Origin of the sequence: Aureimonas sp. ME7, assembly GCF_903970965.1 — a bacterium.
In the GTDB taxonomy this organism is placed as follows: Bacteria; Pseudomonadota; Alphaproteobacteria; order Rhizobiales; family Rhizobiaceae; genus Aureimonas.
The window spans coordinates 390955-409679 of sequence record NZ_CAJCKW010000002.1 but is presented as its reverse complement, the minus strand read 5'-3'; the positions used below and the strand labels follow the sequence as shown (position 1 = coordinate 409679).

General features: G+C 65.5%; 20 protein-coding genes. 3 read left to right on the top strand and 17 right to left on the bottom strand.

The window, feature by feature from the left end:
- Positions 1-73 precede the first annotated feature (73 nt).
- The 6 genes from H7A85_RS05465 to H7A85_RS05440 form a co-directional block, all read right to left on the bottom strand.
- Complete coding sequence (locus H7A85_RS05465) at positions 74-2002, bottom strand: GGDEF domain-containing phosphodiesterase (protein WP_244630970.1); 1929 nt, start codon at positions 2000-2002, stop codon at positions 74-76.
- A gap of 154 nt (positions 2003-2156) precedes the next feature.
- Positions 2157-3077 carry a lipid A biosynthesis lauroyl acyltransferase gene (locus H7A85_RS05460; protein WP_182084865.1) on the bottom strand — a complete coding sequence of 307 codons (921 nt, stop codon included), beginning with the start codon at positions 3075-3077 and terminating at the stop codon, positions 2157-2159.
- Positions 3074-4117 carry a zinc-binding dehydrogenase gene (locus H7A85_RS05455; RefSeq protein ID WP_182084864.1) on the bottom strand — a complete coding sequence of 348 codons (1044 nt, stop codon included), beginning with the start codon at positions 4115-4117 and terminating at the stop codon, positions 3074-3076. The genes H7A85_RS05460 and H7A85_RS05455 overlap by 4 nt, the downstream gene beginning before the upstream one ends.
- A 22-nt stretch (positions 4118-4139) precedes the next feature.
- Positions 4140-5426 (bottom strand): beta-ketoacyl-ACP synthase, encoded by a 1287-nt coding sequence (locus tag H7A85_RS05450; protein WP_182084863.1) that lies wholly within the window; start codon positions 5424-5426, stop codon positions 4140-4142.
- Positions 5427-5480: 54 nt separating this feature from the next.
- On the bottom strand, positions 5481-6686 hold the full coding sequence (locus H7A85_RS05445) for a beta-ketoacyl-ACP synthase (protein ID WP_182084862.1): 1206 nt from the start codon (positions 6684-6686) through the stop codon (positions 5481-5483).
- Positions 6687-6762: 76 nt separating this feature from the next.
- On the bottom strand, positions 6763-7044 hold the full coding sequence (locus H7A85_RS05440) for an acyl carrier protein (RefSeq protein WP_182084861.1): 282 nt from the start codon (positions 7042-7044) through the stop codon (positions 6763-6765).
- 112 nt (positions 7045-7156) lie between these two features.
- Between H7A85_RS05440 and dusA the strand changes: the two genes are divergently transcribed.
- Positions 7157-8176: a tRNA dihydrouridine(20/20a) synthase DusA gene (gene dusA, locus H7A85_RS05435; protein WP_244630968.1), complete on the top strand. Its 1020-nt coding sequence runs from the start codon at positions 7157-7159 to the stop codon at positions 8174-8176.
- A gap of 24 nt (positions 8177-8200) precedes the next feature.
- On the opposite strand, the gene H7A85_RS05430 is transcribed toward dusA, so the two are convergent.
- The 3 genes from H7A85_RS05430 to H7A85_RS05420 are packed head-to-tail and all read right to left on the bottom strand — an operon-like array spanning position 8201 to position 10679.
- Positions 8201-8902: a TIGR02281 family clan AA aspartic protease gene (locus H7A85_RS05430; RefSeq protein ID WP_182084860.1), complete on the bottom strand. Its 702-nt coding sequence runs from the start codon at positions 8900-8902 to the stop codon at positions 8201-8203.
- A 1-nt stretch (position 8903) separates the two neighbouring features.
- Positions 8904-9119: a DUF1289 domain-containing protein gene (locus H7A85_RS05425; RefSeq protein WP_182084859.1), complete on the bottom strand. Its 216-nt coding sequence runs from the start codon at positions 9117-9119 to the stop codon at positions 8904-8906.
- Between the two features lie 54 nt (positions 9120-9173).
- Positions 9174-10679, bottom strand: a complete 1506-nt coding sequence (locus H7A85_RS05420; protein ID WP_182084858.1) for an ATP-binding protein — start codon at positions 10677-10679, stop codon at positions 9174-9176.
- A gap of 185 nt (positions 10680-10864) precedes the next feature.
- Here H7A85_RS05420 and H7A85_RS05415 point away from each other — a divergent pair, with 185 nt between their 5' ends.
- Entirely contained in the window at positions 10865-11350 is a 486-nt protein-coding gene (locus H7A85_RS05415; RefSeq protein WP_182084857.1) for an Lrp/AsnC family transcriptional regulator, read from the top strand.
- 22 nt (positions 11351-11372) lie between these two features.
- On the opposite strand, the gene H7A85_RS05410 is transcribed toward H7A85_RS05415, so the two are convergent.
- Positions 11373-12239 carry an NAD(P)-dependent oxidoreductase gene (locus H7A85_RS05410; protein ID WP_182084856.1) on the bottom strand — a complete coding sequence of 289 codons (867 nt, stop codon included), beginning with the start codon at positions 12237-12239 and terminating at the stop codon, positions 11373-11375.
- A gap of 180 nt (positions 12240-12419) precedes the next feature.
- Here H7A85_RS05410 and H7A85_RS05405 point away from each other — a divergent pair, with 180 nt between their 5' ends.
- Positions 12420-13112 carry a TetR/AcrR family transcriptional regulator gene (locus tag H7A85_RS05405; RefSeq protein WP_182084855.1) on the top strand — a complete coding sequence of 231 codons (693 nt, stop codon included), beginning with the start codon at positions 12420-12422 and terminating at the stop codon, positions 13110-13112.
- Between the two features lie 3 nt (positions 13113-13115).
- On the opposite strand, the gene H7A85_RS05400 is transcribed toward H7A85_RS05405, so the two are convergent.
- From H7A85_RS05400 to moaA, 7 genes are all read right to left on the bottom strand, one after another.
- Entirely contained in the window at positions 13116-13913 is a 798-nt protein-coding gene (locus tag H7A85_RS05400; RefSeq protein WP_182084854.1) for an ABC transporter permease, read from the bottom strand.
- Positions 13910-14617, bottom strand: a complete 708-nt coding sequence (locus tag H7A85_RS05395) for an ABC transporter permease subunit (RefSeq protein WP_182084853.1) — start codon at positions 14615-14617, stop codon at positions 13910-13912. The genes H7A85_RS05400 and H7A85_RS05395 overlap by 4 nt, the downstream gene beginning before the upstream one ends.
- 98 nt (positions 14618-14715) lie before the next feature.
- Positions 14716-15510, bottom strand: a complete 795-nt coding sequence (locus H7A85_RS05390; protein ID WP_182084852.1) for an ABC transporter substrate-binding protein — start codon at positions 15508-15510, stop codon at positions 14716-14718.
- A 70-nt stretch (positions 15511-15580) separates the two neighbouring features.
- Positions 15581-16252, bottom strand: a complete 672-nt coding sequence (locus H7A85_RS05385) for an NTP transferase domain-containing protein (RefSeq protein WP_182084851.1) — start codon at positions 16250-16252, stop codon at positions 15581-15583.
- Positions 16249-17175, bottom strand: coding sequence for a DMT family transporter (locus tag H7A85_RS05380; RefSeq protein ID WP_244630966.1), 927 nt, complete (start codon positions 17173-17175; stop codon positions 16249-16251). Before H7A85_RS05380 ends, H7A85_RS05385 begins: the two co-directional genes overlap by 4 nt.
- 175 nt (positions 17176-17350) lie before the next feature.
- Positions 17351-17581 carry a YMGG-like glycine zipper-containing protein gene (locus H7A85_RS05375; protein WP_182084850.1) on the bottom strand — a complete coding sequence of 77 codons (231 nt, stop codon included), beginning with the start codon at positions 17579-17581 and terminating at the stop codon, positions 17351-17353.
- Positions 17582-17666: 85 nt separating this feature from the next.
- Positions 17667-18707: a GTP 3',8-cyclase MoaA gene (gene moaA, locus H7A85_RS05370; RefSeq protein WP_182085085.1), complete on the bottom strand. Its 1041-nt coding sequence runs from the start codon at positions 18705-18707 to the stop codon at positions 17667-17669.
- Positions 18708-18725 lie beyond the last annotated feature (18 nt).

The window sequence follows — 18725 nt, the reverse complement described above, 5'->3', positions numbered from 1 at the left end:
AAATATCAAGTATAAATTAGTAAATCGTTCACCATAGTTCAGCGCAATCCTCTGCGCGTGCGACGGTGGATCATCAGGTCCCGTAGCGTGCCGGAGCAGATTGAGCGGTGTCGAGCCGTGTCCGCATCCAATCCGACAGCGCCTCTTGCGCAACGCGCTCGGCCGGCTGCGGCCTGCCGAAGAAGTAGCCCTGCAACTGGTCGCAGCCGATCTCCCGCAGCATATCGGCCTGCGCGGGCGTTTCGATGCCTTCCGTCACCACCTTCAGCTTCATGTGGTGACCGAGGCTGACGATGGCCTCGATGATCTGGCGCACGTTGGCCTCGCCCTGGTCGAAGGCCACCATGAAGGACTGGTCGATCTTCAGCTTGTCGAAGGGAAAACGCCAGAGATAGCCGAGCGAGGAGTAACCGGTGCCGAAGTCGTCCATCGCGATCGATACGCCGAGCGACTTGAGCGCCTGCAACTGGTCGATGATCGCATCCGATCGTTCGAGAAGGAGGCTTTCCACGACCTCGAGCTCCAGCCGCGATCCTGCGATGCCCGCCTGCGCGAGCGCCTTGCCCACGATCGCGACGAGATCGCCGTCCCGGAACTGCACCGCCGACAGGTTGACGGATATGAACAGCTCCTCCGGCCACAGCGCGATCTGGCGAGCCGCCTCATACAGCACCCAAGTGCCGATCGCCTTGATGTAGCCGCGCGCCTCGGCGATCGGAATGAACATCGAAGGCGGGATGTAGCCGCCTTCGCCGTCGGGTAGGCGCAGCAGGCTTTCGAAGCCGAGGAGGCCTCGATCGCGCGCGTCGACGATCGGCTGATAGAAGAGTTCGAACTCGTTCCCGTCCAGCGCCTCGCGAATCCGTCGCTCGATGCGACGGCGTTCGTTGGCTTCCTCGTCCATGGACGGTTCGAACAGGATGAACTGACCGTGCCTGGAGCTTTTGTGCACCGTCAACGCCAGTTCGGCGTGGCGATAAAGGTCGCCATAGGTGCGTCCATGGTCGGGCACCACGGCGACGCCGATACAAAGGCGAGGGGTGATCGTGTGCGCCTCGATCTCGATCGGGGCTTCGACTTCATGCACGATGCGCTTGGCCAAGGCCTCGATCGCATCGCGCTCTTCGGCGCGCCGCTGGATCACCACGAAATCGTCGGCCCCTAATCGTGCGGCAAGGTCGCTCCGATCCACCACCTTCAGAAGTCTTGCGGCGACCGTTCGCAGAACCTCGTCACCATTGGCCTGCCCGATATTGTTGTTGATGTCGGCCATTCCCTCGACGTCGAAGGCCCAAAGCGCCAGCCGCTCGCGCGTGGCGCGAGAGGTGGCGAGGATCCGATTGGTTTCCTCTTCTAGGCGCTTGCGGTTGAGAAGGCTGGTCAGCGTATCGTGGTTGGCGAGGAAGCGGATGCGCTCGTCGGCCTGCTCGATGCGGCGCTTCCTGCGCATGTAGATCAGAAGGGGGATGCCGGTGGACAGAACCAGTACGCTGACGAGGCCGAGCATCATCATGCGGACGATGTGGGCGTATCGCGACTGAAGAAACGTGACGTCGGGCGTCACGGCGATGAACCCCAGCCGCGTTCCATTATGATCGAAAGGCCGGATGAAGGTCGCTCGCCCGCTCTCGTCCTCGGCGACCTCCTGCCATGTGCCGGGCCGCGAAACAGCGGCTTCGGCGAGTTGATCAAGCCCCGCGATGCCGCCGGGCCGTTCGCGCAGGAGCCAGGCGTGGCTCGCCGAGCGCGGCGAGAAGACGGGGCGGCCCATGGCGTCGAAGATCGAGAAGTTGGCGATGCCGGAGGCATCGGCCACATCCCGGATCTGGTTCTCGATATCCGGGTTCCGCGACAGGCCGGTGACCAGCGCCGCCAATGCCCCCTCGGTTTCCACGAGATAGTGCGCGAAGCTCTCGCCACGCTCCAAGGTCGTGGCGGAGAGAAGATGCGAGACCGATAGCTGGCTGAGATGCAGCCCGGCGGCCAGCAGTGTCAAAACCACAGCCCCGGCTCCGGCCGAGGTGGCCGAGTATCGTTTGAGGAATTGGATCATCGCACCACTGCTTTACGCCGTGGCACGATAGAACCCGAAGGTTAAGAAAGGTATGGCTGCATGAGCGTCGGCGCGAGATCGTCCGAAAGCCGCGACGGTAAGCCTAGATCTGCCAGCGGCGGTGGAACCACATCCATTGTTCCGGTGTCTCGCGCACCCAGGCTTCCACGACATCGTTGAGCTTCTGGCAACTCGCCCGAACGTCGATCTCGCCGGTCGGCGTGCGAGGCAGTTCGAGCTTCGGCTCCAGTGACAGGCGGTAGCGCCCATCGGGCAGCCGGATGCAGCGCGCGGGATGGACGTCGCAGTCGAACTGGCGCGCGAGCTTGGGAAGGAGCGGGTTCGTCCGGCAGGGACGCCCGAAGAAGGTCGTCAGCTCGCCGCGCTTGAACTTCTGGTCCACCAGCATGCCGACATTGCCGCCGCCCTCCAGCGTGCCGGCCAGCGCCCAGGCGGCGCCCGCCTTTGACGGCACGAGATGGCCGCCCTTGGTCTTGCGGGCCGACAGGACTTCGCGGGCGATATAGCGGTTGTTGGGCTGGCGGAAGAGGGCGGTCAAGTGCAGGTCGAACGTCGCCGCGCAGATCGGCAGGAGCTCGAAACAGCCGAGATGCGCGGTGAAGAAGACGATCGGCTTCGGGTTGTCGCGCAAAGCCAGGAAGGTGTCCATACCTTCGACCTCGATCAGCCCCTCGCCGGTCTGTCGGTCTGGGTCGAAGTCGAAGATCTCGTCGAGGAAGACGTATTCGGCCGCGATGCGACCCATCTGGCCCCAATTGCGCCGGGCAAGATCCTCGATCCAGGCTTCGTCCCGCTCGGGAAAGGCTTGGCGAAGGTTGTCCTTCGCCAGCTGGTGACGCGAGGTCCACGGTCCGATCCAGCGGGCGAGCCGATCGGCGATGCGAAGGCCGGTTTGCGCGGGAAAGCGGCGAAGCACGCCGAGCAGCGTGAAGAGCGCCCGCGCGATCAGCCAATCGCGCAGCTGCCGCTGCTGCTTCCAAAGCTTCGCCAGTCCCCGCTTCATGCCGCTGATGCGTCGTCCACGTGCAGGATGATCTTGCCGAAGACGCGGCGGCCTTCCATGCGCTCCAGCGCGATCGCGATGTCGTCGAAGCCGACCTCGGTGTCGATCACCGGCTTGACCAACCCGCGCGCCATCTTCTGCATGGCGTCGGCCATGTTCTCCATGCGGCAGCCGAAGGAGCCGATGAGCTTCAGCTGCTGCTGGAACAGCATCATCAGGTTGACCTCCGTCGACACGCCCGACGTCGAGCCGCATGTCACCAGCCGCCCGCCGCGCTTGAGACACAGCATGGAGCCGGCGAACGTGTCGGCGCCCACATGCTCGAAGACGACGTCGACACCCCGCTTCTTCGTCAGCTTGCGCACGACACCTTCGAACCGGTCGGAGCGGTAGTTGATGACATGATCGGCGCCGAGCGCCTTGGCGGGCTCGATCTTGTCGTCCGAGCCGACGGTGGTGATGACGGTCGCGCCCTGGCGCTTGGCGAGCTGGATCGCCGCCGTGCCGATGCCCGAGCCGCCGGCATGCACGAGGATCGTCTCGCCCGGCTCCAGCTTGGCGTTGTCGAACAGCATGTGCTCGACCGTGCCGAAAGTGACGGGTGCGAGCGCCGCGCCCACCGCATCGCAGCCGGGAGGGGCGGGCACGAGAAGGCGGGCGGGAAGATTGATGCGCTCCTGCGCGAAGCCGTCGAGATGGAAGCCGTGGACGCCCGATACGTGTTCGCAGAGATTGTCGCGACCCTCGCTGCAGGCCCGGCAAAGCCCGCAAGTGCGCGCGCCGTAGATCGAGACGAGCTGCCCCGGCACGAGGCCGGACGTGCCCGAGCCCAGCGCTTCGACGATGCCGGACGCTTCGGCGCCGATCGTCAGCGGCAGCTTGCGCTTGGCGAACGCCATTCCGCGCCAACCCCAGACGTCGATGTGATTGAGCGCGACGACCTGGATCCGGACCGTGACCTCGCCCGGACCCGGCTCGCCCGGCTCCGCGATATCGACACGCCTCAGGTCGCGGTCGGCGACAAGTTGCAGGGCTCGCATGGGGTTTCCTTCGTCAGGCGGTTCAGGCGCGCGGTTCGCGGCCGAGAACGAGCGATACGTTCTGGCCGCCGAAGCCGAACGAGTTCGACAGGACGGCCGACACGTCGGCGACGCGTGCGACGTTGGGGATCGTGTCGAGCGGAATGGCGGGGTCGGGCTGCTGGTAGTTGATCGTCGGCGGCAGGGTCCCCTCGCGCATGGCGAGCAGCGAGAACACGGCCTCGATCGCGCCCGCGGCCGTCAGCGTATGTCCGATCATCGACTTGTTGGAGGAGATCGGAACCGAGCCGATCGCATCGCCGAATACGGCGGCAAGGCCGGTATATTCCATCCGGTCGTTTTCCGGCGTCGAGGTGCCGTGGGCGTTGATGTAGCCGATGTCGGCCGGCGTCAGCCCGGCATCGTCGAGACCGGCGCGAATGGTGGAGATGATGGGCGAGCCGTCGGGCTTGGAGCGCGTGCGGTGGAAGTCGTCGGCCTGCTCACCGATGCCATGGACGACGCCGAGCGTCTTGGCACCGCGCGCCCGCGCCGCCGACAGCGATTCCAGAACGAGGGCCCCGGCGCCCTCCGCCATGACGAAGCCGTCGCGGTCCTTGGAAAAGGGCTTGGAGGCCGTCTGCGGCGTATCGTTCTGCGTCGAGAGAGCGGACAGGAGCGAGAAGCGGATCAGCGCCTCGGCTCCCACCGAGCCGTCCGTTCCGATGACGATGCAGCGTTCCGCGTCGCCGCGACGGATCGCTTCCAGCCCGAGCTGGAGCGCGCTCGCGCCCGATGCGCAGGCGGTCGAAAGCGTGATCGGCAGGCCGCGCGTGCCGAGCTTGTCGGCCAGCCGCTCGGAGATGCCGCCGAACAGGGTCAGGTCGTAGATCGCGCGCGAGCGGTTGGAGCGGGCCAGCTCCAGAAGGCGATCGTAGCCCGCTTCCTCGCGCGCCTCGCCCGGCAGCCTGTCGAGCAGGAGGCGCTGCGACCATTCGAGCTCGATCGGCGGCGCTGCCAGGAACAGCGGCGCGCCGAAGTCTTCCGTGTCGAGGCCCGCCATGGCGATCGCCTCGGTGCCGGCAGCTTCCGCCAGCGCATAGGACAGGTCGATCCCGCTCCAGGGCTCGACGTTCATGAAGTCGATCGTGCCGGCAATGGTGGTGCGAAGGTTGTCGGTCGGGAAGCGCGTGATCGGGTGGATACCGGAGCGGCCGGCCGTCAGCGCGGCCCAGTTGTCCGCGACGCCGCGTCCGAGCGAGGACACGACGCCCAGCCCCGTGACCGCGACGATGGGGCGGCCCTGGAAATCGAGATCGTTAGAAGCCATCGGTTCCATCCGTACTCGGCCGGCGATCCGGCCTGTCCCATGCTTAGCCGCCGTTCAGCGCGGCTCGATCGCCTCTACGACGCAGACGCCTTCGCCGCGCACGTGGCCGACACCGGTCACCAACGCGCGGCGCGGGGCGAAGCCTGCCGGCCGCTCCTCGCCGCCGGATGCGGGGGCGGGGAGGCGCCCGGCCGAAAGCAACATGGCGGCGGCCGCCACGCCGGTCGGAAACTGCGCCTCCATGCCGTGGCCGAAGGCGCTGCCGACCGTGCGCAGTGCTGCGTTCGGAAAGCGCTTCGCCAGGAGACCCAGTTCGGCGTCGGTGATCGGATCGATGCCCGTCGCGCCCGATAGGATCAGGAGGTCGTCGTCGCCCAAGCCGCTTTCGTCCAGAAGTTGCCCGAAGCGCTCCTCGAAACGTGCCGGCTCACGAGAGCCTCGATCGCCTGCCACGAAGCGGAGCCGACCATAGGCAACCGCCCCTCGCTCGGCCGCATGGTCCGCATCCTCCAGGACGAGGAACGCCCCGACGCTGCCCGGTGCAAACCCCGCCGAGGCTCCGTCGCGAGCGGGAACCGGCCGCCATTCGTCCCGCGACAGGAAGCCGCCGAGCTCGTAGTTCAGGAGAAGATCCCGGCGCTCGGCCGAGAAGGCACCGCCGACGAGGCAGATTCGGCTCTGGCCGGCACGAATGCGGGCCGAGGCGACCTGGATGGCCGAAATCCCGGCGCTTTCCTCGCCCATGAAGGTGCGCGAAGAGCCGGTCACCTTATGGACGATCGAGATGTTGCCGGCGAGAAGGTTGGACAGCTGCGCGAGAAACAGCGTCGGGCGAAGCTCGCTCGACAGAAGCTCGTTCATCAAAGGCTGCGGATCGTTCGCGCCGCGCGTCCTGGCCATCACGAGGGCATCGACGTCCGGATCGCGCTCCCCGCCGCCGGCCGCCACGATCATGTCGACCCGGGCCCGCGTCGCCTCGTCGGGTTCGACCTTGGCGTCCTGAAGCGCCAGGCCCGCCGCGTAGACGCCGAGCTTCTGCCAGGTTTCCATCTGCCGCTGATCGCCTTTCTTGGGGATCTGCTGGCTCCAGTCCACCGCCGGCAGCGGATGCACGAAGTAGGGGGCGAAGGCCGAGCCTTCGATCGCCGGCTGAAGGCCCGTCGGCGCGGTCAGCCGGGCAAGATGAGCCTCGACGCCTTCGCCGAGCGAAGAAACGAGGCCGACACCGGTGATCAGCACATCGCGCGCGTTCTGGTCCATCTTGGGGTCCCGCCGAAATCAAAGACGCGGGCGTCAGGGACGCCCGCGGGGAATCACGAAACGACGACGAGCGTCCTCAGACCGCCTTGGCGGCCCGCAGCTCGTCGATCTTGGCGCACAGGTTCTTCATCACGAAGTATTCCTCCGTGTTGGCCTCGCCCTCGTTGACGCGCTGGGTCCACTTTTCCAGCGGGATCTTGATGCCGAATTCCTTGTCGATCGCGAACACGATGTCGAGGAAGTCGAGGGAATCGATGCCCAGATCGTCGATCGTGTGGCTTTCGGGGGTGATCTGGTCGCGGTCGATCTCGCTGGTTTCAGCGATGATGTCCGCTACCCGGTCGAAGGTTGAAGACAAGGGAGCTTCCTCGTAAATCTGTCCGATCGTTCAAGCGGCGAACCTATAGGCAATCCTCCCCGTTTTGCAAAGCGAAGCCGTTCCAACATCCGCAACCGAAAGGTGGAGCCCCATGCCGGGCTCGAAAGAGCGTATGCGAACCTACCTGCCGATCCGCTTCGCGGTCGCTCCCATGATCGACTGGACCGACCGACACTGCCGGTACTTTCACCGGCAGCTGGCCCCGCACGCCCTCCTTTATACTGAGATGGTCGTGGCGGATGCGATCCTGCACGGCGATAAGGATCGTCTGCTCGGCTTCGATCCGGCCGAGCATCCGGTCGCGCTGCAGATCGGCGGCTCCGATCCGGGGAAGCTTGCCGAGGCGGCGGCTGCCGGAGAGGTCTTCGGCTACGACGAGATCAACCTGAACGTCGGCTGTCCCTCCGACCGTGTCCAGTCCGGAGCGTTCGGTGCCTGTCTGATGCGCGATCCCACCCTTGTCGGGCGGTGCCTCGAAGCCATGCGGCTGGCCGTTTCGATCCCGGTCACGGTGAAGTGCCGAATCGGCGTCGACGATCAGGACCCCGGCCCGGCGCTCGATCTCCTCGCCGACCATGCCGTCGGTGCGGGTGTATCGGCGATCTGGGTGCACGCGCGAAAGGCGTGGCTCCAGGGCCTCAGCCCGAAGGAGAACCGGGAGATCCCTCCACTCGACTACGACCGCGTCTATCGGCTGAAGGAGCGGCTGCCGGATATGTTCGTCGGGCTGAACGGCGGGCTCGCGACGGTGGAGCAAGCGGCGCGCCATCTCGGTCGGGTGGACGGGGTGATGATGGGGCGCGGGGCCTATCAGAACCCGTCCGATCTCGTTCATGTCGGTCCGCTGATCCATGGCGCGGCGGCCCGGCCTTTCGACTATCCCCGATTGATGGCGACGATGGCCGCCTATGCCGAGCGGCATATCGAGCGCGGGGGAAAGCTCGCGCAGGTGACGCGCCACATGACCGGTCTGTTCGCCGGCCTTCCGGGCGCGCGGCGCTGGCGCCAGCTCCTGTCCGAGAGAGCGGTTCGGCCGGGCGCGACGCCCGATCTCATTCACGAAGCCTTCGCCGAGATCCGGTTCGAGCCTTCGGCTTCCGTGGCGGCCTGAGGAAAGGACGTCCTCGGCGCCGAATCAGTCGGTCAGAATCAGCCGGTCCCCTCGAAAATCGAGCGACGACAGGGTGCCGAGAAAGCTCATGCCGAGGAGATTGACGCCGATCCCGTTGCCCTGCGTCACGACGGCGGCCACGCGCCGGCGCTCGATGTTTCCGACGCGGACGCTGTCGAGCGTCACCGGCGCGGCTACGGTGTCGCCGTTGGCGGTGCGGATCTGCGCGGTGTAGCGGAGTGTTCCGACATCGAGCCCGATCGCGGCCGCCGTGTCGCGGTCGATGGCGATCAGGCTGGCGCCGGTATCCACGAGGAACGGGATGCTGCGCCCGTTCACCTCGGCGTTCAGATGGAAGTGGTTGCCTTCGCCCCGCGCGACGAGAACCTGCCCGCCGTTCTGGCTCAAGGTGACGGTGCGGCCGGGAAGGAGAACCGCCATCATCCTGTCACCGGCCAGTTGAAGCTCCGGCCCGAAAGCGTAGGCGGCGATCAGGGCGGCGAACGCGCCGAGCCAGATGACGGCGTTGCGCAAGGCTTCGCCCCAGCGCCCGCGAACGGAGAGGAGAAGGCCGGAGCCGACAAGCGTTCCCCACAGCCCGATATAGACCAGAGACGCGAAATCGTTGTCCTCGAGGCCGAGGACATGGCCCCCGCCCATCGTCAGCATCAGGATCGCGCCGGCGATGATGGCAAGGAGGAGGATCAGGACGCGACTGGAGCGCATGTCAGCCCACAGCCTCCGAAACGCTCGCCGAAGGCCCGGCCCATCCCCTTCTGCCGAGATCCGCCATCACCTGGAGCCGGGCTTCCTCGCTCATTCCGCCCCAGTTCACGATCTCCCCGAGCGTGCGTCCGCAGCCCTCGCAAAGCCCCGTGCCGTCGTCGATGACGCAGACGCAAATGCAGGGCGAGGAGACGGTCGGGAGACGAGCGATGGTCATGGCAGGGGAGATAGGCTCGAAGGCTTCGCGCGCAACGCGGCGGGCGATCAACGATCAGTGCAGCCCGGCCACGGCGGGCATGACTTCCAGCACCCGCGAATGCGGAAACACGGCAAGTGCCTCGGTCCCTTGTCCTGGTTCCGATTTCAACTCGAATACGCCGTCGTGCAGGCTAACCAGCGCCTGGACGATGGGAAGGCCGAGGCCGGTGCCCTGTTCGGCGCTCTTGATGGCGCTGGAGCCCTGTCCGAAGGACGAAAGGACGACGGACATTTCCTCGGGCGGGATGCCGGGACCGTCGTCGCGCACCGAGACATACTGTCCGCCGCCCGCCGTCCAGCCGACGCGCACCACGATGCGTCCGCTCTGGGGCGTGAACTTCACGGCGTTCGACAGGAGGTTGAGAACGACCTGCCGGAGCGAGCGGGGATCGCCCCAGAACTGGGGCAGACCGTCCTCGAACTGGCCTATCACCTCGATGCGCTTGGCATCGGCCTTCATCTGGACGAAGCCGATGCCGCTCCGAGCGATGGCGACGAGGTTCAGCGCTTCCTCGTTGAGCGTATATTTGCCGGCCTCCACCCGCGACAGGTCGAGGATCTCGTTGATCAGATCCAGGAGGTGCTGCCCCGAGTTGTGGATGTCGCGGGCATATTCGCGGTAGGTCCCGTTGCCGACAGGGCCGAGGATCTCGTTGGTGATGACCTCCGAGAAGCCGAGGATCGCGTTCAGCGGCGTGCGCAACTCGTGGCTCATGGTTGCCAGGAACTGCGACTTCGCCATGCTCGCGTCCTCCGCCCGGCGCCGCGCCTCGTCGGACGCCAAGCGGGCGGCCTCGATCTCGAAGGCGAACTGCTCCCGCTCCGTCCTGTGCCGGATGCGCTCCTCCTTCACCATTCGAAGGCGCTCCGACACGATGGAGAAGAACGGGACGGCGGCGAAGAGAACGCCGTACAGGGCCAAGCTCAAGGGGTCTTCGGCGCGAAGCGCCAGAAACGCCAGTGCGAGAAGCAGCGGCGCGAAGCTCCACACGACGACGCCGCGCAGGCAGGCGCCGATCATCGCCGTCGCCCCGATGGCCGCCATGGCTCCGGCGAAGCCGACGGCCTGCAGGCCGGGAAGGCTGCAGCTTTCGCAGACGGGCCACAGCAGGAGAAGCGCCCAAGGCAGGCCGAGCGCGAGATGGCTCAGGCGAAACAAGCGAAGCCAGAAGGCGGGTAGCACGATGGAAGGCTGCGCATGGCCGAACTGGCGCACGGTCGCCACGATCGGCAGCGCGAATACGCCGTTCACCGCGAGCCACACGGGCAATGTGCTGGGATCGGCGAAGGCGAGCATCGCGCCGGTCGCCAGGACCAGGACGAGATAGGTCGCGAGCGCCGCGATGACGTTCCGGGCATGCTGGCTGAGAAGCTCGAGCTCGATCCTCGACGGCGTGCCGTCCGTCGCCGTCAGCCGGTCCCGGGTCAGTCGCAGCGTGCGGGCCAGCTCGATTCGCCTTGCCGCTCCTTCACGGGGCGAGCCGGCCTTGTCCAGGTGGGAGGAGTGGGCAAGCGACATCGGGCACTCTGACCAGGAAACTGATACACGCAGGCGGTCGAGGCATATCTTGTTGCGGAAAACTTAAAGAATTGGCTTAAGAAACTTCGAAAGGCGACGCCGCCGGAAGGCAGGGTCGTTTGTGATGGATGGGATTCGCGTAGCCAGCTTCCGGCCCTGCGCTTCAAGACTGGAGGGTTCGTTCGTTGGACCGATTGGACAAGAAGATCCTGCGACTGCTTCAGGAAAACTCGACGCTGGCCGTGGCGGACGTCGCCAAGCGCGTCGGCCTTTCCACGACGCCATGCTGGCGCCGCATCCAGAAGCTGGAAGAAGAGGGCGTGATCGTGCGCCGCGTGGCGGTTCTGGATCCCGTCAAGGTGAACGCCAGCGTCACGGTGTTCGTGTCGATCCGCACGAACTCGCATTCCACCGAATGGCTGAAGCGCTTCTCCGAGGTCGTCCACGAGTTCCCGGAAGTGATCGAATTCTACCGCATGAGCGGCGACGTCGACTATCTCCTGCGCGTCGTGGTGCCCGATATCGCGGCCTATGACGCGTTCTACAAGCGGATGATCGCGCGCATCGAAATCCGCGACGTATCCTCCGCCTTCGCGATGGAGCAGATCAAGTACACGACCGAGCTGCCGCTGGACTACATGATCCTGGAAAAGGAGCAGCGGGAGAGCTGAGCCCTCCCGCCGCGAGGTTTGGCTAGCGGTTCAGCCGCGCCAGGAGGGACGAGGTGTCCCAGCGCTTGCCGCCCATCGCCTCCACCTCGGCGTAGAACTGGTCCACCAGCGCGGCGACGGGAAGCGAGGCGCCGCTGCGTCGCGCTTCCGCCAGGCAGATGCCGAGGTCCTTGCGCATCCATTCCACCGCAAAGCCGAAGTCGTATCGACCGGCATCCATGGTCTTGTGCCGGTTTTCCATCTGCCAGGAGCCGGCCGCCCCCTTGGAGATGACATCGACCACGGTGGCGATGTCGAGCCCGGCCTTCTGGCCGAAATGCACCGCTTCCGAAAGCCCTTGGACGAGGCCGGCGATGCAGATCTGGTTCATCATCTTGGCGAGCTGCCCCGCGCCCGTCGGTCCCATCAGTCCGACCATTCGAGCATAGGCTTCGATCGTAGGCTTGGCGTCGGCGAAGGTCGCCTCGTCGCCGCCGACCATCACGGTCAACGCGCCGTTCTGCGCGCCTGCCTGCCCGCCGGACACGGGCGCGTCGAGAAAGCGCTTGCCGCCCGATTCGAGCGTGGCGCCAAGCTCGCGCGCCAGTTCGGCCGATGCGGTCGTGTGGTCCACCAGGATCGCGCCCGGCTTCATGCCCGCCACCGCGCCATCGGGGCCGAGCGCCACGGAGCGGACGTCGTCGTCGTTCCCGACGCACATGAACACGACGTCGGCGTTCGCCGCAGCCTCACGCGGGGTCGGCGCGGCGCGTCCGCCATGCTCCTTCACCCAGGCTTCGGCCTTCGTGGCCGAGCGGTTGTAGACGGTGACGGAATGACCCTTGGCGGCGAGATGCCCGGCCATCGGATATCCCATGACGCCGAGGCCGATGAATGCGGAAGTGACCATACTGTGCTTTCGAGGTTTTCAGTGCGGCATGCGCCGCAGTCGATATGGGCGACATTATGGCATGAATTTCCAGGGACCGTCTTCCCTTCGCAAAAGCGGCCTAAGGTGGAAACAACGAATTCGTTCATGATCTCGATGTCGCCTCGCTGCAGGCGGTTCGATTCTCCGAAGGAACGTCGTTTGTACCCAAAGGCTCAGGTCGGAGACGACGCGATCGATCTGAAAGAGGTGGATCAGAACGCAGGCGCCCGTAGGCGAGGGCGCCCTTCGAAGAAGGAAGCCGGCGATCTTTCCCGGCGCATCGTCGAGGCGGCTGCACGACAGTTCCTCGAAGCCGGCTATCAGGCGACGAGCATGGACGCGATCGCAGCCGAAACCGGAAGCTCGAAGCGCACGCTCTACGCGCGCTTTCCTTCCAAGCTGCATCTCTTCGAGGCGGCGATCACCCAGCATTCCATGCTGGATCACGCCGAGCTTCGAAAGTTCGAGAACCGTCCGGGATCCGTGGCCGCAACGCTGGAGGAGTTCGCCGTCTGGCTCGGCCGACGCACGACCCATATGCGAAACGTCGCCTTTTTTCGCATTCTGGCGGCCGAAGCGCATCGCCATCTCGAACTGCAGGAGTTCTACGAGCGAAACGTGGTGAAGCCCATCGTCGAGACGGTCGGCCGAATCTTCGAGATCGGAATGGCGCGCGGCGAGATCGCGGACGCGGATAGCCGCTTTCTGGCGGAGCAGTTTCTGGAAGCGGTCTGCGCACGCGAGATGCGGCGGCGTATCTACGGTCAGACGTCCGCCGGCGAAACCCGAGAATCACGCGAGCGGATCCGAAGCGCCGTTCGCCTGTTCCTGCAGGGCGCTGAACAGCACTAGACCTCAGCGACGAAGGTGGCGCGTCAGCCGGCTTTCGGCTGCATTCGTCAGGTTGCGCACGATCTCGACGATGACGAGGTAGAAGACCGCCGCCCAGACATAGGTTTGGAAATCGAAACTGCGCGAGAAGGCACGCCGCGTTTCGCCGAACAGGTCGAAGACGGTGATGATAGCGACGATCGCCGACGACTTGACCATGAGGATCAGCTCGTTGGCATAGGGCCGCAGCGCCACCATCAGCGCTTGCGGGACCACGACGCGCCGCACGGTCACCCTACGAGGTAGCGCCAGCGCCTTGGCGCCTTCCCATTGCCCTTTAGAAACGCTTTGGATCGCGCCGCGCAAAATCTCGCATTGATAGGCCGCCGTGTTCAGCGACAGCGCGAACACCGCGCAATACCAGGCATCGCGAAAGAACCACCACAGCCCGACCGCTTCGAACGCGCCCCGGAAGCTTCCAAGTCCGTAGTAGACGAGGAAAATCTGCGCGATCAGCGGCGTGCCGCGAAAGAACGAGACATACCCGAACGACAGCGCCTGCGCCCAGCGGCGCGGCGACATGCGCCCGAGCGCGAGCGGCACCGAAACGAGGGCCCCAACGCCGTAGGAGATCGAGACGAGCACGATCGTGGTCCACAGGCCCCGGGCGTAAGCCGGCCCGTAGGTTGCGACCAGTTGAGGGTTCCAGGCTCGGACGAGATAGACCACGAGCGCGACGGCGGCGAGTGCCCAGATGCCGAGCGTGATCCGGCCGAACCAGCCGGAGCGCGGGCGTGCGGGGGGAGGGGCGGCAACGCTCATCGGACAGCCTCGCCGCGCTGCGTCCAGACCTCGATCCGCCGGAGGACCACGGCGGAGACGATCGTCAGGAGAAGGTAAAGGACGCAGGCGAGACCGAAGAACAGGAAGGGCTCGCGCGTGACGCGAGCCGCGACCCCCGTTTCGCGCAGGATATCGGCGAGTCCGATGACCGATACCAACGCCGTGTCCTTCAGGAGGTTCAGCCAGACGTTCGACAGGCCGGGAAGGCTGATGCGCAGAAGCTGCGGGAAGATCACGAGAAGCTGGATGCGCGCGCGCGACAGGCCGAGGGCGCGGCCCGCTTCCCACTGGCCGGAAGGGATAGCCCGAAAGGCGGACAGGAACACTTCGCTGGAATAGGCCGCGAACACGAGGCCCAGCGCGATCATGCCGGAGAGGAAGTTGGATAGGGTCCAGGGCGCGAGCCCGGCGGCCGCGGTGGCTGTGTTGAGGAGGTTCTGCCCGCCATAGTAGACGAGAAACAGCGTCAGCAGTTCGGGCAGGCCGCGAAAGATCGTCGTGTAGATATCTGCGGACAGTCGAAGCGCCCGATCTTCACCCCGTTTGGCCAAAGCGAGACCGAGGCCTAGCACAAAGCCGAACGGAAGCGTTGCCAGAGCCAGCGAGGCGGTCACGAACAGCCCTCGAGCCAGTTCGTCCCCCCAGCCATCGGATCCGAAGGCGAGTAGCTGAATGATATCCATCAACCGGTACGGTCCGTCAGCATGGTCATGACGAACGGGGAGCCGGAGCGCTCGTCGCGCTCCGGCTCCCCGTTATGTTTACGGTTCGAGATGCCGGCTCACTCGCCGTAGACGTCAAACTTGAAGTACTTGTCGTTGACGCTCTTGTAGACGCCATTGGCGCGAATCGCGACGATGGCCTCGTCGAACATCGCCTTGAGCTTGTCGTTGCCCTTGCGCAGGGCGATGCCTGCGCCCGGACCGTAGATCTTTTCGTCCACAGGCAGGGTGCCCAGAAGCTTGCAGCAGGCCCCGGCCGGGCTTTCCAGCCACTCCGTCAGCACCACCACGTCGTCGCTCACCGCATCCAGGCGACCGTTCTCGATATCGAGCTTGTACTCTTCGGCCGTCGGGTAGATGCGGACGTCCGCCTCCGGGAAGAAGGTCTGCACCGCCTGGGCATGGGTCGTCGAGCCCTGGGCTCCGACGGCCTTCCCCGCCAGGGACGCGGCGCTCGTATCGGCGATCGTCGAGTCCTTGGGTACGGCGACCGCGCCCGGAGAGTTGTAGTACTTGTTGGTGAACAGCACCTGCTCGGACCGCTCGGGCGTGATCGACATCGAAGCGATGATGGCGTCGAAACGGTCGTTCTGGAGTGCCGGGATGATCCCGTCCCAATCCGACGTGACGAACGTGCATTTGACTTTCATCTGGTCGCAGAGCGCGTTGGCGATGTCGATGTCGAAGCCCAGGAGCTTGCCGGACGCGTCCGTGTAGTTGAACGGAGCGTAGGCGCCCTCGGTGCCGATGCGCACTTCGGTCCACGTCTTGTCGGCATCGGACTGCTGAGCCGCAGCCGGCAGGACGGCGAGCGTCGCAAGAAGGGCGGCGGTGACGCTTTGCACAAGTTTCATGGGATCGCGGGTCCTGTTGATGGCTGCTTTGAAAATGCGCAGGGCATGCGCATGCTCCGAATGAAGGCGATCATGGCGCCTTCCGCGTGTTTGGCAAGTCGCTCCGTGCTCGGATGTCGTCGCCATCCCCTGAAACCGACCGTTCTCGGGCCAATTTCAGATCTTCCGGCGTGTTCACGTTGAAGAACGGGTCACCATAGGGTGCGCTCGCCTGATGCGGAAACGCTACGACCCTGTGGGGCCGAATCTCGATCATCGAGCGCAGCGGCGGGGACCGTGCGGCACCCAGTTCGACGTCGAGAATGCTCAAAAGAGCGTCGCGGGGCCATGCGGCACAGGTCGGCTGGAGCCGGCCGCTTAAGGCCGCGACCTGCACCTCGTCCAAGTCAGCCTCCGAAACGAGCCGGGGGACGAGGTCGATCGGAAGAAACGGCGTATCGCCCGGCACCGTCACCAGCCGGAACGGCTCGTCCGAAAGCGCCCGGCAAAACGCGGCGGCAGCCTTCAGGCCACCGATGGGGCCGAGATATCCCGTTTCGGGATCGGGCAGAACCGTAGCCTCTGGGCGCGCGAAGAGCGCGGGCTCGTTCGCCGAGATCAACAGCGCGTCGACATTCGGCCGGAGGCAAGCCATGGCGCGATCCAGCATAGCGATGCCGCCGACCGCCAGGAGCGGTTTGGGGATGCCCAAACCCATTCGTGAGGAACGGCCGCCGGCCAGGACGAGGCCGTAGGTTCTCACTCTCCCGCCCCCAGGAGGGCAGCCCGGCGCGCGGCGCGAGCGACGCGTCGTTCCCGATGGATCGTGTAGAGGCCGCTGCCGACGACGATCAGCGAGCCCATCAGTTCGTTGCCCGTCGGACGTTCGGCAAACATTAGGAACCCGAGGATCATCGAAAAGATCAGGATCGTATATCGAAAGGGCGCGACGAAGCTCATGTCGCCAATCCGGACCGCCGAAACGATCAGCGCATAGCCGAGCGAGATGAAGACGGCGGCGCAGGCAAGGGTCAGCCACAAGGCGCCCGTCATTGGGCGCCATCCCACCACCGGAAGAAAGGCGAAGCCGGTCAGCATGACGGCGAAGCACGTGATGCTGGCGATCTCCAGCGAAGAGATCGACGTGGGCATCTGCCGGGTGATCACGTCGCGCGCCGCCGCGAAGACCACCGAGGCCAACACCCAAAGGGCCGGCGCGCCGAACCCGTCCGCGCCCGGATTGAGGATCACGAGCACGCCGACGAAGCCCGCGCCGATCGCGACCCATCGTCTCCATCCCACGACCTCGCGGAGAAACAGCACGGCGCCGATCGTGATCGCGAACGGCAGCGCCTGGAAGATCGCGGATGCATTGGCAAGCGGAAGATGGCGGAGTGCGGAGATGTAGCACACCGTCGTACAGATGTCGGCCAGCGCGCGAAGGAAGACGGTGCGCTCGCGAAGGATGCCGAGCGACAGGGGTACGCGGCGCCACTTCGCGATCGCGATCAGCAACACCGAGGCCATGACGCCGCGAAGCGCCATGATCTGCATCGGCTCGATCGCCTGCGACGCCAGTTTCGTCAGCATGTCGTTGCAGGCGAACGCCGCCATCGACAGGCACATGAAGATGCTGGCTTGGACGTTTCCGCTGAGGGAGGCGATGCGTCGGGGGGGAAACGGCACGATGGCGGCACTGTGGTTTCGGCTGTCAGCCCCGTAGCCGAAACCTCCAGTGGTGGCGATCCCTTCGGGGATGACTTTTCATCTCAGTCTTGCACGGGAGGACAGCGAGACTAACACGCGAAAACGCCCCGAAGCCTAACTCCGGGGCGCCATGAAAGTCGGTGTGCGATGCGGATCAGTAGTAGCCGCGATTGCGCCCGGACTGGTTGCCGATCACGGCGCCCGCCGTGCCGCCGGCGAGGCCGCCGATCACCGCGCCGCTCGAGCCGCCTACAGCATTGCCGACCACGGCTCCGCCGACGCCGCCGATGGCCGCACCACCCACGGTGCGCTCCGTCGTGGTGCAGCCGGCGAAAGTCAGAAGCGAGGCACCCAGCACCACCGCGGTTTTCCAATTGGACGTCATGACGCGCTCCCTTACGCTTCTACCATCGAACTGCCCGTACAATGCGGGTTGGGACAAAGCGTTCCGCGCCATCGACCGGGCGATCCTATCCTCCGGTCACGCTCATGTGACGCGACACGGCCGGACGCTTCGTCGTGCGATCGATGACGAAGTCGTGTCCCTTCGGCTTGCGCGAGATCGCCTCGTCGATCGCCCGGTGCAGCGTTTCGTCGCTTTCCGAGCCGCGCATCACGGAACGCAGATCGGCCGCGTCCTCCTGGCCGAGGCACATGTAGAGCGTGCCGGTACAGGTCAGGCGGACCCGGTTGCATCCTTCGCAGAAGTTGTGCGTCATCGGCGTGATGAAGCCGAGCTTGCCGCCCGTTTCCTCGACCTGTACGTAGCGCGCCGGACCGCCGGTGCGCTCGGGCAGGTCGGTCAGCGTGAACTCCTGCGCCAATCGATGGCGGACGGTGCTGAGCGGCAGGTAGCGATCGGTCCGGTCCTCGTCGATCTCGCCGAGCGGCATGGTCTCGATCAGCGTCAGGTCCATGTTCTCGCCGTGCGCCCAGCGGGTCATTTCCGAAAGCTCGAACTCGTTGACGCCTTTCAAGGCGACGGCGTTCAGCTTGATGCGGATGCCGGACGCCTGCGCCGCGCGGATGCCGTCCATCACGCGCGCGAACTGGTCTCGTCGCGTGATCTGGCGGAAGCGTTCGGGGTTCATCGTGTCGAGCGAGACGTTGATCCGGCGCACGCCGCAATCGGCGAGTTCGGCGGCATGCTGGGCGAGTTGGGAGCCGTTGGTGGTGAGCGTCAGTTCCTGAAGCGCCCCGCTTTCGAGGTGGCGCGACAAGCGGCGCACGAGCTGCATCAGGTTGCGGCGCACAAGAGGCTCTCCGCCTGTCAGCCGCAGCCGACGCACCCCACGCTCGACGAAGGCGCTCGACAGGCGATCGAGTTCCTCCAGCGTGAGAAGATCGCGCTTGGGAAGAAACTGCATGTCCTCGGCCATGCAGTAGACGCAGCGAAAGTCGCATCGGTCGGTGACCGAAACGCGGAGATACGTCACCCGTCGTCCGAACGGATCGGTCAGCCCCGAACGGGCAGGAAGTGATGTCTGGACGTTGGCGGGAATGTCGAGCATGCGCGAGGCGGATACCGC

Bases quoted from the DNA above. Each gene is read 5' to 3' on its own strand.
- H7A85_RS05430 (WP_182084860.1), bottom strand. From the start codon at position 8,902: ATGCGCTCCAGTCGCGTCCTGATCCTCCTCCTTGCCATCATCGCCGGC.
- moaA (WP_182085085.1), bottom strand. From the start codon at position 18,707: ATGCTCGACATTCCCGCCAACGTCCAGACATCACTTCCTGCCCGTTCG.
- H7A85_RS05425 (WP_182084859.1), bottom strand. From the start codon at position 9,119: ATGACCATCGCTCGTCTCCCGACCGTCTCCTCGCCCTGCATTTGCGTC.
- H7A85_RS05410 (WP_182084856.1), bottom strand. From the start codon at position 12,239: ATGGTCACTTCCGCATTCATCGGCCTCGGCGTCATGGGATATCCGATG.
- dusA (WP_244630968.1), top strand. From the start codon at position 7,157: ATGCCGGGCTCGAAAGAGCGTATGCGAACCTACCTGCCGATCCGCTTC.
- H7A85_RS05390 (WP_182084852.1), bottom strand. From the start codon at position 15,510: ATGAAACTTGTGCAAAGCGTCACCGCCGCCCTTCTTGCGACGCTCGCC.
- H7A85_RS05395 (WP_182084853.1), bottom strand. From the start codon at position 14,617: ATGGATATCATTCAGCTACTCGCCTTCGGATCCGATGGCTGGGGGGAC.
- H7A85_RS05455 (WP_182084864.1), bottom strand. From the start codon at position 4,117: ATGCGAGCCCTGCAACTTGTCGCCGACCGCGACCTGAGGCGTGTCGAT.
- H7A85_RS05420 (WP_182084858.1), bottom strand. From the start codon at position 10,679: ATGTCGCTTGCCCACTCCTCCCACCTGGACAAGGCCGGCTCGCCCCGT.
- H7A85_RS05450 (WP_182084863.1), bottom strand. From the start codon at position 5,426: ATGGCTTCTAACGATCTCGATTTCCAGGGCCGCCCCATCGTCGCGGTC.
- H7A85_RS05375 (WP_182084850.1), bottom strand. From the start codon at position 17,581: ATGACGTCCAATTGGAAAACCGCGGTGGTGCTGGGTGCCTCGCTTCTG.
- H7A85_RS05460 (WP_182084865.1), bottom strand. From the start codon at position 3,077: ATGAAGCGGGGACTGGCGAAGCTTTGGAAGCAGCAGCGGCAGCTGCGC.
- H7A85_RS05400 (WP_182084854.1), bottom strand. From the start codon at position 13,913: ATGAGCGTTGCCGCCCCTCCCCCCGCACGCCCGCGCTCCGGCTGGTTC.
- H7A85_RS05445 (WP_182084862.1), bottom strand. From the start codon at position 6,686: ATGGACCAGAACGCGCGCGATGTGCTGATCACCGGTGTCGGCCTCGTT.